The following is a 14,806-nucleotide window of genomic DNA, read 5'->3' on the forward strand; positions in this document are numbered from 1 at the left end:
GGGCGGGGAGCGAGAACGAGACCGAGATCTCGCCGTTGCCGGAGAACCCGGTGGTCTGGAAGGCGGTGATGGTCTGCGCGACCGGCGCGTCGGCGGGGTAGGTACCCGTCGTCGACCAGACACCGTTGGAGACGACGGCCGAACCGGTGCCCGGGATGCGGTCACCGTTCTCGTCGAGAACGTTCACGAACGAACCGTTCTCACCGGTTCCGGTGAACGTGATCGTGCGGGAGTCGACCGTCTCGCCGGACTTCGGGCTCGTCACCGAGAAGACGGGCTTCGGAGCGGGGAGCGAGAACGAGACCGAGATCTCGCCGTTGCCGGAGAACCCGGTGGTCTGGAAGGCGGTGATGGTCTGCGCGACCGGCGCGTCGGCGGGGTAGGTACCCGTCGTCGACCAGACACCGTTGGAGACGACGGCCGAACCGGTGCCCGTGATGCGGTCACCGTTCTCGTCGAGAACGTTCACGAACGAACCGTTCTCACCGGTTCCGGTGAACGTGATCGTGCGGGAGTCGACCGTCTCGCCGGACTTCGGGCTCGTCACCGAGAAGACGGGCTTCGGAGCGGGGAGCGAGAACGAGACCGAGATCTCGCCGTCGCCGGAGAACCCGGTGAGCTGGTTGACGTACACGGTTTGAGCCACCGGTGCGTCGGCGGCGTACGTGCCCTGGGTCGACCAGGTGCCGTTGACGACCGTCGTCGAGCCGGTGCCCGGGATGCGGTCACCGTTCGCGTCCAGCACGTTGATGCGCGAGCCGTTGGTTCCCTTACCGGTGAAGGTGACGGTGCGCGAGTCGACCGTCTGTCCGGACGTGGGGCTCGTCACCGAGAGGTCTGCGGGTGCGGCCTGTGCCGCGCTCGTGCCGAGGAGGGCGCCGGCCGAGCTCAGTGCGATGACGGCCGCGACGGCCGCCATCTTCTTCCATGTGGAAGTGATTTTCACGTGAATCCTTCGTATCGGGTGGTTCGGAGCACGCACCGCCGATGCCATCGACAGAGGAGACCTCTTCGATGAAGCCAACGGTTGCTTGTGTGCAATTGTTAACCGAAGCTACCAGAGGTCATCCAATCGAATTCCGGTTTGACTTCGAAGAGGAAGTATGGCGACAGATACGAACGCACCCGAGGTGGATGAGCACGACGAAGTCATGGGAGCTCTCCGCGCCGTCCTGGCGATCACCGCTCGCGCCGTCGCGAACAATGCCGAAGGGGCGCGGTTCGACGACGTCCGCCTCGTCGCGCTCGCATCACGGGGCTGGCCGCTCGAGCATCTGCCCTCGCGTCTCAATCGACCCCCCGAGAAGATCGCCGACGACGTCGCCCGACTCGCCGCTGAGCGGTTCGTCGCCTCGGCAGGCGCGGCCGAGACCGCGACGCTGCGCATACTCCCTCGCGGCGCTCAGCTCTTGGAAGACATCGCCGCCCGGTATCGTGCCGAATTCGAACGGGTGCTGCGCCGGCTCGACGACCGCCAACGCGAGGAGTTCCGCGAGGCCCTCGACACGTTCCCGGTCATAGATGCGCTGGCGCGAACCGACATCCTCACACTCGGACTCGCCCGCGCGGAGTCCGAAGAGGTATAGCGACCGCGATCAGAGCACGGGCCACGAATCCGGCTGCGGGCCCGCCTCGCCGGCGGCGGCCGCGAAAGCCCCCAGCGCGCGCCGGAGCTGCTCCTGACGCTCGGGCGGCACGTCGGCCAGCACGATCCGCAGTTCCTCCTTCCGCCGACGCATCACTTCGTCGACGAGCTCCGCGCCGCGGGACGTGGCCCGCACGAAGATCTCTCGCCGGCTCGCCGCGCTGGTCTCGCGCTCGACCCACCCACCACCGATCATCCGCTCGATCATGCGCGTCACGGTCGACGGAGCCACCCCGGCCCGTTCGGCCAGCGCTCCCATGCGCGTCGGGCCCTCTCGATGCAGGATGACGAGAATGCGGAACTGCGCGACCGTCACCTGTTCGAGCGCGGGCTCGAGCGACCGCGCAATGATCGCGAGCAGCGCGCCTGACGCATCGATCGTCGCCTGCATGACCTCGTCGGGTACGGACGATTCGTCGACCATCGTCAGCCTCTCAGCTACTCGGACCCCCCGCGCACTGCCCTGTCGTTGCAGGGGCGATCGGCCATGCGCGCTGCTCGACAGCATACAAGTGCGAGCTTCGATCGTCGGCGGAGCCGGACGCACCATAGACGCCGGCAAGATGGTCCGCCAGACCGACCCCGGAGCCCCCGGTTATGCCTATGGTGAAGCATGACTGCCAGCATCCTGGGGATCGGCACTGCGGTACCCGCTACGCGCCTGCGACAGGGCGACGTGCGCGACCTCCTCGCGGAGCAGCCCGCCATCGACCGACGCGCGCGCCGCCTGCTCGGCGCGGCCTTCGATGCCGCCGCGATCGATACGCGCTACACGGTGCTCGGTGAGCTCGGCGGCGGCGACGCATCGGGCCTGAAGCTGCGCGACGGCACCCCGGCGCTGCGCGTGCCGTCGACCGGCGAGCGCAACGCCGAGTACCGCCGCGCGGTGCCGACGCTGTTCGCGGCCGCAGCCCGCGACGCCCTGGCCCGATCCGGTGTCGACCCCACGGAGGTCACGCACGTCATCACCGTGTCGTGCACGGGGATGTTCGCGCCCGGCCCCGACTATCTGCTAGTGCGCGACCTCGGGCTCTCGCCTGCGACCGAGCGCTACCACCTCGGATTCATCGGTTGCGCCGCGGCCATCCCCGGCCTCCGGGCCGCCGCCCGGATCGCGGCAGCGCAGCCCGACGCGGTCGTCCTCGTGGTGTGCGCGGAGCTGTGCTCCCTGCACATCCGCAGTTCGAACGACCCCGAGCAGATCGTCGCAGCATCGGTCTTCGCCGACGGCGCGGCCGCGGCGGTCGTGAGCGCCGATCCCGCCCGGCAGGTCGGTCGCCGCCTCGATCTCGACGGGTTCGGCACCCGCCTCACCGAGGACGGCGAGCAGGACATGGTGTGGACCGTCGGCGACGAGGGGTTCGAGATGACCCTCACCGCCCAGGTGCCGCGCATCATCGGACGCGAGATCGAGGCGGTCGCCCTCGACCTCTTCGGCGGCACCGCGGCCGTCGACGCGTGGGCGGTGCACCCGGGCGGGCGCAGCATCCTGGACCGCGTCGAGGACGGCCTCGCCCTCGACCCGAGCGCTCTCGCCGACTCGCGCGACGTGCTGCGCGAGTACGGCAACATGTCGAGCGCGACCATCCTCTTCGTGCTGCGACGCATGCTGGAGCACGACCGTCGCGAGGGCGAGCGACTCGCGGTGCTCGCCTTCGGACCCGGACTCACGATCGAGGCCGCGCGGATGTCGGTGCGCGGGGTCGAGGCGCCCGCCGACGCGATCCGCGACCTGGTCTCGGGCGCCACCGGACTCTGATCGCGCGATGAGCATGCGCGAACGTGCGGTCGATCTCACGGAGATCATGGACGACCCCGACTGCGACCCGGTACGCCTCGCCGCCACCTATCGTCGCTTCGACACCGTCAACCGGCTCGTCGCCGGATGGGGCGGCGTGTATCGCACACGCCTGCGGCCGTACCTGAGGAGCCTGGGCCGACCGGCGCGCGTGCTCGACCTGGGCTCCGGCGGCGGCGACCTCGTCGCCCGGCTCGACGCCCTCAGCCGGAAGGACGGGCTCGTCGCCGACTGGACGGGCGCCGATCCCGACCCGCGGGCGCATGAGGCCGCGCGAGGGCGGAGCTCGAGCAGCATCCGTTTCGTGCGCGCCGATTCGTCCGAACTCCTCGCCGCGGGCGAGACCTTCGACGTCGTCGTGTCGAACCACGTGCTGCACCACCTCTCCCCCGCGGCACTGACCCGCTTCGCCGCCGACTCGCTCGCCCTGTCGCGGGGCACCGTGCTGCACGCCGACATCGAGCGCGGGCGCCTCGCCTATGCGCTCTACGGGATCGGGGTCGCCCCCCTCGCCCCCGGCACCTTCCTTCATACCGACGGACTGCGGTCGATCCGCCGCAGCTACCGCGCCGCCGAACTCGCCGATGCCCTCGGCCGGCCGTGGCGCGTCGACCGACCCGCGCCGTTCCGTCTGCTCGCGACGGGAGCAGGACGTGCATGACGCGGTGATCGTCGGTGCCGGGCCGGTGGGGATTTTGCTGGCCGGGCGCCTGCATCGCGCCGGGCTCGACGTCGTCGTGCTCGAGAAGAGGCCCGAAGCATCACCGGGCTCGCGGGCGATCGGCCTGCACGCCCCGGTTCTCGCCGCCCTCGAAGCATCCGGGGTCACCGAGCGGTTGTTGGCCGACGCGCTGCGCGTGGAGCGCGGCGAGGCACGATCGGGCGGCCGACTCCTCGGCGAGGTGCGCTTCGACCGGCTCTCTGCGCGGTTCCCGTTCGTGGCGACCCTCCCGCAGTCCGCCACGGAGGCGGTGCTGGCCGTCGACGCGCCGGCCGTCCGCCGTGGCGTCGACGTGACGGCCGTGCGCCCCCACGGCGACCGGGTGCGCGTGTGCGTGAACGGCGCCGAGCCCCTCTTCGCCCGCGTCGCGGTGGTGGCCGCCGGCGTCGGGGCGCGCGGTCTCGTGTTCCGCGAGGGCGGCGTGGCCGTGCGCGAGTACCCCGACCGCTATCTGATGGCCGATCTCACCGCCCCGGGCGGACCGGTGGCCGTCGTGCACCTCGACGACGGCGGCGTGCTCGAGTCGTTCCCGCTCCCCGGCGGACGACGACGGTTCGTCGCGTGGGACGCCGGTGAACACGACGGTCCCGCCGCCCGCACCGAGCGACTGCGCATCGCCCTCGACAGGCGGGGCGAGCACGAGGCCGCCGCCGAACTCACGGCGGCGTCGTCGTTCCGCGTGCGGCGCGCCGTCTCCTCCGGTCTCGTGCGCGACGGGCTGCTGGTCATCGGCGACACCGCCCACGAGGTCAGCCCGATCGGCGGCCAGGGCATGAACCTCGGCCTCCTCGACGCGGCCACGCTCGCCCCGCTCCTGATCGAGTGGGTGCGAGCCGATCGCCGCCCCGACGCCGACCTGCGACGCTGGGAGCGCGGGCGCATCGCCTCGGCCCGGACTGCGGCGCGGCTGGCCGCGATGAATACCTCGCTCGGTCGTCCGATGGGCCCGACCGGTGACGCGCTCCGCCGCGCCGCCCTCCGCGTCGCGCTCGGCACCCCCGCGGGCCGCGCCGTCGCCCACGCCTACGCGATGGGCCTCGACCGCGCGGCGTGAGAGGGTCACCCCGTCGACGGCTCAGCCGCTGAGCGCCGAACCCGTCGCCACCAGTTGCGCGGCCAGCAGCAGCGCTGCCAGCATCACGAAGCGGAACACCGTGCGATCGGGCGGGCGCACGAGGGCACGGATGCCGGTGGCCACCGCCACGACGCCGACGGCCGCCGCGAACAGCCACCCGGGCCACGCGATCCGGCCGAGGTCGCCGTCGACGGGACCGAGGAGCACGGCGGCCGCTCCGATGAAGAGTCCCGCCACCGCGAGGAGCGCAGATGCACGGGGCCCGATGCGATGCGGGAACCCGCGCACCCCGGTCGCCCGGTCGTCGTCGAGGTCGGGGAGCACGTTGGTCAGGTGCACCGCCGCTCCGAGAGCCGCACCCGCGATCGCGGCCCAGAACGGGGCGAGGGTCGGCGAGGGAGCGGAGAGGGTCGCCAGCGACGGGAAGACCCCGAAGCTGACGAGGAACGGCACGAGCGAGAAGGCCGACGACTTCATCCCCGCGTTGTACGCCCAGGCCCCGGCGATCATGAGGGCCTGACCCGCCAGCATCCCCCATCCGAGCACCGCCGACAGCGCCAGCGACGCGACGACCGCACCGACCGCGACACCGAGTGCGAGCTGCACCGACACGACGCCCGCGGCGATCGGCTTGTCGGTGCGTCCCACGGCGCGATCGCGGCCGGCGTCGATGGCGTCGTTGGAGAGGCCGACCGAGATCTGGTTGCACAGCACCGACGCGACGAGCAGAGCGATGCGCGCGGCATCGAGTCCTGTCGCGATGCCGAGCGCGAGCGAGAGAGCCGTGACGACGAGCGCCGGACCGGGATGAGTGGAGCCCCAGAGCGCCCGCGCCGTCTTCATGCTCCGACGTTACCCGCGCTCACTTCTTCTTCTTGCCCAGGCCGCTCGCGATGTCGGGCACGGAGCGGTGGAGGTCGCGCGGCGGTCGCTCGTAGTCGGCGACGGGCGGTCGGTCGGGGATCTCGATCTCGTCGGGTTCGAGTCGCTCGTAGGGGATGCTGCTCAACAGATGCGCGATCGCGTTCAGACGCGAGGCGCGCTTGTCGTCGCTCTCGATCGTCCACCACGGCGCTTCGTCGATGTCGGTGGCGTCGAACATGGCGTCCTTCGCCCGCGAGTAGTCCTCCCACCGCACGATCGACTCGAGGTCGGTGGGCGAGAGCTTCCACCGCCGCATCGGGTCGTTCACGCGGGAGGCGAAACGATCCTGCTGCACGCCGTCGGAGACCGAGAACCAGTACTTCAGCACGATGATGCCGTCGGCGACGAGCAGGCGCTCCACGATGGGCGTCTGCACGAGGAAGCGCTGGTACTCCTCGTCGGACGAGTACCCCATCACGCGCTCGACGCCCGCTCGGTTGTACCAGGAGCGATCCATGAGCACGATCTCCCCCGCCGCCGGGAGCCGCTCGATGTAGCGCTGGAAGTACCACTGCCCGCGCTCGCGATCCGACGGCTGGGGCAAGGCCACCACCCGCGCGTGGCGCGGGTTGAGGTACTGCATCACGCGTTTGATCGCGCCGCCCTTGCCCGCAGCATCCCGGCCCTCGAAGATGACCAGCACCCGCGCGCCGACCGACGTCACCCACTGCTGCATCTCGACGAGCTCGATCTGCAACCGCTCGAGCTCCGCCTCGTACGCCTTCTTCGGAACCCGCTTGACCTTCTTCGACACGTGCACTCCTTCGCCGCGATGCGTCTCGATCGACGGTCGAAGGAGGCACGCGCCAGCCTAGACCCGGGCGTCGTCCTCGGGGCCGTCGCTGGTGAGCACGAGCGTCGACCCGTCGGCGGCCACGTCGACGCGGACCACGTCGCCGTCGTGCACCCCGCCCGCGAGGATCGCCATGGCGAGGCGGTCCTGGATCTCGGACTGGATGAGCCGGCGCAGCGGCCGGGCTCCGAACAGCGGGTCGTATCCGCGCTCGGCCAGCCACGATCGGGCGTCGGGGGTGACGGCGAGCGTCAGCCGACGCTCGCGCAGACGCCGCTGCAGCGCGAAGACCGACAGCTCGACGATCTGGGCGAGGTCGTCCTCCGTCAGCGCCTGGAAGATGACGATGTCGTCGAGACGGTTGATGAACTCCGGCTTGAACGCCTGGCGCACGAGCGCCTGCACCTGCGCCCTCTTCTCGTCGAGGGAGAGCAGCGGGTCGATGAGGATCGGCGAGCCGAGATTCGACGTCAGGATCAGGATGACGTTCGTGAAGTCGACCGTGCGGCCCTGACCGTCGGTCAGTCGGCCGTCGTCCATGACCTGCAGCAGCACGTCGAACACCTCGGGGTGGGCCTTCTCGACCTCGTCGAGGAGCACCACGCTGTACGGACGCCGGCGAACGGCTTCGGTGAGCTGACCGCCCTGCTCGTAGCCGATGTATCCCGGAGGGGCACCGACCAGGCGCGAGACCGAGTGCTTCTCGCCGTACTCCGACATGTCGATGCGCACCATGGCGTGCTCGTCGTCGAAGAGGAAGTCGGCCAGCGATTTGGCGAGCTCCGTCTTTCCGACACCCGTGGGCCCGAGGAAGAGGAACGATCCGGTCGGTCGGTTCGGGTCGCTGATGCCCGCCCGCGAGCGGCGCACCGCGTCGGCGACCGCCTTGACGGCGTCCTTCTGGCCGATCAGGCGCTTGCCGAGTTCGGCCTCGAGGTGCAGCAGCTTCTCGGTCTCGCCTTGCAGCAGCCGCCCGACGGGAATGCCCGTCCAGGCCGCGATGACCGCGGCGATGTCTTCGTCGGTGACCTGGTCGTTGACCATACGGTCTTCGTCGGCGGTCTCCTCCCCCTCGGCCGTCATGAGCTCGCGCTCCAGAGCGGGGATGTCGGCGTACAGCAGGCGCGACGCCCGCTCGAGGTTGCCCTCGCGCTGCGCCCGCTCGGCCTCCATGCGGGCCGTATCGAGCTTCGTCTTGAGGTCGCCGACGCGGTTGAGCGAGGCGCGCTCGCGCTCCCAGCGGGCCTGCAGCTCGTCGAGGTGGGCCTGCTCCTTGCCGAGGGTCTCGCGCAGAGCGGTGAGCCGCTCCTTCGACGCGGCGTCTTTCTCCTTCTTCAGCGCCAGCTCTTCGAGCTTCAGCCGGTCGACGTGGCGCCGCAGCTCGTCGATCTCCAGCGGCGCGGAGTCGATCTCCATGCGCAGGCGAGACGCCGCCTCGTCGATCAGGTCGATCGCCTTGTCGGGCAGCTGACGGGCGGGGATGTAGCGGTGCGACAGGGATGCCGCGGCGACGAGAGCCGCATCCGCGATCGCGACCTTGTGGTGGGCCTCGTAACGCTCCTTGAGTCCGCGAAGGATCGCGATGGTGTCTTCGACGGTCGGCTCGCCCACATAGACCTGCTGGAAACGGCGTTCCAGCGCAGCATCCTTCTCGATGAACTCGCGGTACTCGTTGAGCGTGGTGGCGCCGATGAGGCGCAGCTCTCCGCGCGCGAGCATCGGCTTGAGCATGTTGGATGCGGCGACCGACCCCTCTCCGCCGCCGGCGCCCATGAGCACGTGCAGCTCGTCGATGAAGGTGATCACCCGGCCGTCCGACTCGGTGATCTCCTTGAGCACGCTCTTGAGGCGCTCCTCGAACTGACCGCGGTACATCGCACCGGCCACGAGCGCCGAGATGTCGAGCGTGATGAGCTCCTTGCCCTTCAGGCTCTCGGCGACGTCGCCCGCGACGATGCGCTGGGCGAGTCCCTCCACGACGGCGGTCTTGCCGACACCGGGTTCGCCGATGAGGACGGGGTTGTTCTTGGTGCGTCGGGTGAGCACCTGGCTCACCCGGCGGATCTCGGAGTCGCGCCCGATGACGGGGTCGAGCTTGCCCTGGCGGGCACGGTCGGTGAGGTTGATGCCGAACTGCTCGAGGGCGCTCTGCGCCTCCTCCTGTCCGGGCTGTTGCGTGGCGTTCATGCGGTCTCCTGGAAATCGGTGGGCACTCGATAAAAGTTGAGTGCGTCTGACTCAACTTTATCAGTGCCCCCTCCTTCCCACCAGCCCTGTCGGCGGAGGACTACGGTGATGCCGTGACGACGCCCGCACCGAGAGAACCGCGCACACCGCCGCCGAGCTCCGCAGACCGACGCGCCTTCGGACGGGAGGCTCGGCAACGGCTTCCGCGCCGCGATCTGGCGCTGCTCACCACGACCGGTCGCGACCCTCTCGGCGTCCTCGCCTCGCAGAACGCCTCGCGGGTGCCCGAGCTCGTGCCCATGCGCGCGGAGCGCATGTCGGCCAGCGTCTTCGCGTTCTATCGCGGAGCCGCCGCCGTCATGGCGGCCGACCTCGCGCGCGATGCGAGCACGGGGATCGCCGTGGCATCCTGCGGTGACGCGCACGTGGCGAACTTCGGGTTCTACGCCTCGCCGCAGCGCTCGCTCGTGTTCGACCTCAACGACTTCGACGAGGCCGCATGGGCGCCGTGGGAGTGGGACCTCAAGCGGCTCGTCACCAGCGTCGTCCTGGCCGGCCAGGAGACGTCCCGCGACGACCGCGTCGTGCGGGAGTCTGCGGCCGCGGCCGTGCGCACCTACGCGCGGGTGCTCGATCGCCTGGTCGAGCGCGACCCGCTCGCGCGATACTTCGAGCACTTCAGCCCGCACGAGCTGCTCGACTCCTACGACCCGCAGTCGCGGAGCGTCGTCGTCGAGGCCATCCGCGACGCCAAGCGCCGCACGGGCAAACGTGCGGTGCGCAGGCTCACGACCGAGGGGGACGGCGGCCGCCTCGCCTTCGTCGACCAGCCCCCGACCACCGTCCACGTCGACCTCGACACCACCCGCCTCATGCTCGCCGTCGACGGCGACTACCGCGCCTCGGTGAACGTCGACGTGCGGATGCTGCTCTCCCACTACGAAGCCGTCGACGTCGTGCTGCGCGTGGTCGGCGTCGGCAGCGTCGGCACGCGCTGCTTCCTCGTGCTGCTGCAGGACGGCGACGGGCACGCGCTCATGCTGCAGGGAAAGGAGGCGGGGCGGAGCGTTCTGGAGCAGTACGGCGGAGCCCACCAGCCCGCCGCGCTGACCGAGGTGGTCGCCGCTTCCGGCGAGGGCGCTCGCGTGGTCTCGCTGCAACGGGTGCTGCAGGCGGTGTCCGACCCGTTCCTCGGTCATGTCCGCGGCCCCGATCGCGACTTCTACGTGCGCCAGTTCCACGACATGAAGGGTGGGATCGAGATGGTCGAACTCGACGACGCCCCCTTCCAGCGCTACGCACAGGCATGCGCGGCCACCCTCGCCCGAGCGCACGCCCAGTCGCCGAACGCCGCCGCCGTCGCCGGCTACGCGGGCGGCGGCCGGGCCCTCGCCGATCCGATCGTCGACTGGGCCTACGCGTACGCCGATCTCACCCGCACCGACCACGCCGCCTTCGCGGCCGCCTGACCCCGATCGGTCCGCTCGATCAGGCGACGGGCACGAGCTCGGGCGTCGCGCCCGACCCCGCCCCGACGACGGCCTGTTGGGCCTCGTCGGTGCAGGCGAACCGGGCGCGGTACGCGGTCGGGGTGATCCCGAGGGTGCGCGCGAAGTTCTGGCGCAGCACCGCCGCCGAACCGAATCCGCTCTCGGCGGCGATGCGATCCAGCCCGAGCCCCGATTGCTCGAGCAGCCGTTGCGCGTGGATGATCCGCTGACGCCCCAGCCACGCGGCCGGTGTCGCACCGAAGTCGGCTTTGAAGCGGCGCGCGAATGTGCGCGGAGACATGTGCGCTCGCGCCGCGAGCTGATCGACCGTCAGATCGAGCGCGAGGTTCTGCAGCATCCAGTCGCTCACCGGAGCGAGCGAGAGCGAAGCCTCGATGGGAAGAGGCGCGACGATGAACTGCGCCTGCCCCCCGTCGCGCTGCGGCGGCACCACCATGCGTCGGGCGATGATGTTCGTCATCTCGGCTCCGAGCTCCTGCCGCAGCAGGTGCAGGCACGCGTCGAGTCCTGCGGCGGTGCCGGCGCTGGTGATGATGCGTTCGTCCTGCACGTAGAGCACATCGGGATCGACGTCGATCGCGGGGTACATCGACGCCATCACGTCGGCGTACCGCCAGTGCGTCGTCGCCCGGTGACCGTCGAGAACTCCCGAGGCGGCGAGCACGAACGCCCCGCTGCAGACGCTCAGCAGCCAGGCGCCGCGGTCGGCGGCCCGCCGCACGACATCGGCGACGCGCACGTCGACGCGCCCCCAGTCCTCGCGCGGGATCGGGGTGACGACCACGAGGTCGGCGTCGTCGGCGAACGCCAGGTCGTGCTCGACGTTGATGGAGAACCCGAGGTTGCTCGGGATCACACCGGGGTCGGGTGTCACGATGCGGAAGTCGAACGGCTCGATTCCGTCATCACTGCGGTCGAGTCCGAACGCCTCGCACGCGAGACCGAACTCGAAGGGCGCGAACCCGTTCTGGACGACGACGGCGACCGTTCTCATGGTGCGACCTCACGATGTGTGAATGGCAGGAAAGGGGCGATTCATGGCCATCCTGCCACTCGTGGCTGTAATCGCACAATCATAGCGTTACTGCCATGATCGTTCTCCTCGCCTCCGCCCTCCTCGCCGTCCTCGCGATCGCGGCCTCCGTCCGCTCCATGTTCACCGACGGCTACCGCCGCCTCCCCACCGACCGCAACCGGCTGCCGTGAGCTGACGGCTTCCCTAGACTCGTGCCGACGAGATGAGGCGACCGTGACGAATCCCCCGTATGCCGGGCACCGCCCGCACACCGGCGGCCGCCGCGTGGGCAATCCCGGTGGGCTGATCTCGGTGATCCTCGTCGCCGCCGCCCTCGCTCTTCAGGTGGTGTCGGCGGTCGTGTCGGCGGCGGTCCTCGGGAGCGCCGCGACGCGCTTCGACCTCTACGGGCTGTTCACCACCGTCTTCGCGGTACTGCAGGGCATCGTCGCCGTCGCGGCGATCGCGCTCGGCGCGATGGGGCTCGCCGCCCGCGACCGCCCCAAGGCTCTCGCCGGCATCGGCCTCGGCGGCGGAACGGTCGTGCTGTTCGGCCTGCTGGCCGGGCAGCTCACGACCCTCCTGCTGTTCGCCTCCCGCGGCTGAGCGAGATCGCCCGGTCGTACACCGCGAGCATCGCCGCCGTCCGGGACGACTGCCGGAACGCCTCGGCGACGGCCGCGTCGGGCCGAGGAGACGTGCCGTCGACGATGTCGGCGGCGGCGGCGCCCAGGGCGCGAGCGAGAGCGGTCGTCGAGGCGTCGGCGACCGCCCAGTAGCCCGAGCCCAGCTCCGCCGCGATATCGGGATCGCACACCACGGCCGGGGTGCCCAGCGACGCCGCCTCGAACACGGTCATGCCCTGCGTCTCGAAGCCGATCGAGGTCTGAACGACCGCGTCGGCCGCGCCGATACGGCGGAGCGTCTCGGCGTACGGAAGGCGCCCGGCGAACTCCACGCCCGTGGGAGCGGTGACCGCCTCGACGATCCGGCGGGCGGCGCGCCGCTGCCCGCCTCCGCCGATGATCTCGATGTCGGCCGCGACCTTCGACTCGATGACCGCGCGCAGGAACGGCAGCAGTCGCTTCTCAGGGCTCATGCGCCCGACCCACACGAGACGAGGGCGCGATGGATGCTGCGTCTCGACCTGCGCACGGTCGAGCGCGGCATCCAGGATCTCGTCATCGATGCCGTTCCACACCACGTCGACCCGGGGGAAGACGCCGTGCTGCTCGAGCCTGCGCGCGAAGTGCGCCGAGGGTGCGGTGACGGCGTCGGCGCCCTCGGCCAGCATCCGCAGATACGCCCACCCGTCCCTGCCGCGCGGTGCGATCCGCGTCGGAGAATCGTCGCGCGGGCGGAGCATCTCGGTGCGATCCTCCGACGAAGGCGCGATCCTCCGACGACGGACAGGGCCCAGCATCCGCCCCGCCCAGAGGTTCAGCATCCGCAGGACGAGCTTCGGGAAGGGGGCGGTCGCCTCGATACCGACGTCGACGCGGTTGTGCATCGTGTGGACGACCGGCAGGCCGTGCCGCCGCGCGAACCGGTGCCCGATGACGGCGCCCCAGAAGTCGGCTTGCACGTGCACCACGTCGACGGGAGGACGGCCGGTCATCGCGAGGTCGAGCCGCCGGTCGGTTCGGCGACCGGGCACGGTCATCGCGTACTCGCGATCGGGGGTGATGGGCACCGAGGGAAGGTCGAGGTACGCCGGATCGTCGACCCGTCGCGCATGAAGGCGCGGCGCGACGATCGTCACGGTGTGCCCTGCGCGCTCGAGGAAGCGGCGTTGCAGCCGCATGGACACCTGCGCGCCGCCCGAGGACTCGACGTGCTGGTCACCGAACATCACGACATGCATGCGGTTACGAGGGGATCGGCTCGCCCCGGTAGAGGGCTTCGAAGGTGTCGAGGGTGCGGCCGATGTCGTGCACGGAGACGCCGTCGAGCGACGCCCTCTGCATGCGCAGCCGTTCCTCCGGGGAGGCGGTCAGCACGTCGGTGAGGCGAGCGGCGAGCTCGTCATCGTTTCCCGGTTCGAACAGGAACCCGTTCTCGCCGTCGTGCACGAGATGCGGCAGCGCGACCGCGTTCGCCGCCACGACGGGAAGACCCGACGCCATGGCCTCCATCGTCGCGATCGACTGGAGTTCCGCGATCGACGCGATCGCGAACACGCTCGCCCTCGTGTACAACGCGCGCAGGTCGGCCTCCGACGCGTGACCGTGGAAGGTGACGCGCGACCGGATGCCGAGCTGATCGCTGAGGGTCTCGAGATTCTTCCGCTGATCGCCACCGCCGACGAGGTCGACCGACACGTCGAGGGAGGGGTCGAGTTTCGCGACCGCCTTGAGCAGCACGTCGATCCCCTTCTCCGTCGTCAGTCGCCCGACGAACAGGATCCGGTTCGCGTCGCGCGGGGCGAGGTCGGCGGTGTAGTTCGCCTGATCGATGCCGCAGCTGATCGGGATGACGCCGTGGAGGTCGATCGTCGACTCGAGGAAGTCGGCGGCGTTGCGCGTCGGCGTCGTGACGGCGCGCGTCATGTCGAACGTGCGCTTCGCGTCGGCCCAGGCGAGCGCCAGGATGTAGCGGTTCAGGAACGCCGGGAGGGCGGTGAAGTCGAGCAGGTTCTCGGCCATCACGTGATTGGTCGCGACGATGGGGATGCCGCGCTTGCGCGCCTCACGGGCGAGGCCGCGGCCCAGCACGATGTGCGACTGGATGTGCACCACGTCGGGCTTCACCGCATCGAGCACCTGACGCGCGTAGTGCTTCGACCGCCACGGCCAGACGAATCGCAGCCAGTCGTGGGGCGGCCAGCGCACGGACGGCATCCGGTGCAGCGTCATCGGCTGGTCTTCGACCACCTCGGTCCGCGGGGCGGCACGACGGTACTCGGTGTTCGGCGCCGCGACGTGCACGTCGTGGCCGCGGACGACCAGGCCGGCCGCGAGGCGCTCGGCGAAACGGGCGGCCCCGTTGATGTCGGGCGCGAAGGTATCGCAGCCGATCAGGATCGTGAGCGGCCGATCGGGGTCGGGACGAACGTGGTCAGGCGTCGCGGGGGAGGTCACGGATGGCGGCCAATCTGTGCGGCGGGATGAGTCGCACGGTGCGGTGCTTGCCGGTTC

At 70.6% G+C, this 14,806-nt stretch carries 14 protein-coding genes; 6 read left to right on the forward strand and 8 right to left on the reverse strand.

Translation table 11 applies throughout. The annotated features are described in order from the left end of the window. Positions 1-946: hypothetical protein (locus tag DEU34_RS12195; RefSeq protein ID WP_183042470.1), on the reverse strand; the 946-nt coding region annotated here is incomplete at its 3' end. 157 nt (positions 947-1,103) lie between these two features. Here DEU34_RS12195 and DEU34_RS12200 point away from each other — a divergent pair. Beyond that, positions 1,104-1,586, forward strand: a complete 483-nt coding sequence (locus tag DEU34_RS12200) for a hypothetical protein (RefSeq protein ID WP_121150677.1) — start codon at positions 1,104-1,106, stop codon at positions 1,584-1,586. Between the two features lie 9 nt (positions 1,587-1,595). Here the strand turns inward: DEU34_RS12200 and DEU34_RS12205 are convergent, their stop codons facing one another. Then, the gene (locus DEU34_RS12205; RefSeq protein ID WP_183042471.1) at positions 1,596-2,069 is read right to left on the reverse strand and encodes a MarR family winged helix-turn-helix transcriptional regulator; all 474 of its coding nucleotides are present in this window, start codon (positions 2,067-2,069) and stop codon (positions 1,596-1,598) included. A gap of 189 nt (positions 2,070-2,258) precedes the next feature. Here DEU34_RS12205 and DEU34_RS12210 point away from each other — a divergent pair, with 189 nt between their 5' ends. Genes DEU34_RS12210 through DEU34_RS12220 form a run of 3 tightly spaced genes read left to right on the forward strand, consistent with a single transcriptional unit; the run spans position 2,259 to position 5,218 of the window. After that, positions 2,259-3,404: a type III polyketide synthase gene (locus DEU34_RS12210; protein WP_121150681.1), complete on the forward strand. Its 1,146-nt coding sequence runs from the start codon at positions 2,259-2,261 to the stop codon at positions 3,402-3,404. 7 nt (positions 3,405-3,411) lie between these two features. Further along, entirely contained in the window at positions 3,412-4,104 is a 693-nt protein-coding gene (locus DEU34_RS12215) for a methyltransferase domain-containing protein (protein WP_121150683.1), read from the forward strand. Continuing rightward, a complete protein-coding gene (locus DEU34_RS12220; protein ID WP_121151533.1) occupies positions 4,097-5,218 on the forward strand; it encodes an NAD(P)/FAD-dependent oxidoreductase in 1,122 nt (373 codons plus the stop codon). Before DEU34_RS12215 ends, DEU34_RS12220 begins: the two co-directional genes overlap by 8 nt. Before the next feature lie 21 nt (positions 5,219-5,239). On the opposite strand, the gene DEU34_RS12225 is transcribed toward DEU34_RS12220, so the two are convergent. From DEU34_RS12225 to DEU34_RS12235, 3 genes are read right to left on the reverse strand one after another with little or no spacing between them, the layout of a single operon-like run. Then, a complete protein-coding gene (locus DEU34_RS12225) occupies positions 5,240-6,082 on the reverse strand; it encodes a UbiA family prenyltransferase (RefSeq protein ID WP_121150685.1) in 843 nt (280 codons plus the stop codon). Between the two features lie 19 nt (positions 6,083-6,101). After that, positions 6,102-6,917 carry a polyphosphate kinase 2 gene (ppk2, locus tag DEU34_RS12230; RefSeq protein WP_121150687.1) on the reverse strand — a complete coding sequence of 272 codons (816 nt, stop codon included), beginning with the start codon at positions 6,915-6,917 and terminating at the stop codon, positions 6,102-6,104. Positions 6,918-6,974: 57 nt separating this feature from the next. Continuing rightward, a complete protein-coding gene (locus DEU34_RS12235) occupies positions 6,975-9,143 on the reverse strand; it encodes an ATP-dependent Clp protease ATP-binding subunit (RefSeq protein ID WP_121150689.1) in 2,169 nt (722 codons plus the stop codon). 113 nt (positions 9,144-9,256) lie between these two features. Between DEU34_RS12235 and DEU34_RS12240 the strand changes: the two genes are divergently transcribed. Then, on the forward strand, positions 9,257-10,612 hold the full coding sequence (locus DEU34_RS12240) for a DUF2252 domain-containing protein (protein WP_121150691.1): 1,356 nt from the start codon (positions 9,257-9,259) through the stop codon (positions 10,610-10,612). A 19-nt stretch (positions 10,613-10,631) separates the two neighbouring features. Here the strand turns inward: DEU34_RS12240 and DEU34_RS12245 are convergent, their stop codons facing one another. Next, complete coding sequence (locus tag DEU34_RS12245; RefSeq protein ID WP_121150693.1) at positions 10,632-11,648, reverse strand: GlxA family transcriptional regulator; 1,017 nt, start codon at positions 11,646-11,648, stop codon at positions 10,632-10,634. Between the two features lie 255 nt (positions 11,649-11,903). On the opposite strand from DEU34_RS12245, the gene DEU34_RS12250 reads away from it, so the two are divergent. Then, positions 11,904-12,275, forward strand: coding sequence for a hypothetical protein (locus tag DEU34_RS12250; protein ID WP_121150695.1), 372 nt, complete (start codon positions 11,904-11,906; stop codon positions 12,273-12,275). On the opposite strand, the gene DEU34_RS12255 is transcribed toward DEU34_RS12250, so the two are convergent. After that, the gene (locus tag DEU34_RS12255; protein ID WP_310793514.1) at positions 12,241-13,521 is read right to left on the reverse strand and encodes a glycosyltransferase; all 1,281 of its coding nucleotides are present in this window, start codon (positions 13,519-13,521) and stop codon (positions 12,241-12,243) included. The two genes, DEU34_RS12250 and DEU34_RS12255, sit on opposite strands and share 35 nt — an antisense overlap. 16 nt (positions 13,522-13,537) lie before the next feature. Then, positions 13,538-14,749 carry a glycosyltransferase gene (locus DEU34_RS12260; protein WP_121150699.1) on the reverse strand — a complete coding sequence of 404 codons (1,212 nt, stop codon included), beginning with the start codon at positions 14,747-14,749 and terminating at the stop codon, positions 13,538-13,540. Positions 14,750-14,806: the final 57 nt, after the last annotated feature.

This window comes from Microbacterium sp. AG1240, assembly GCF_003635115.1.
Lineage (GTDB): Bacteria > Actinomycetota > Actinomycetes > Actinomycetales > Microbacteriaceae > Microbacterium.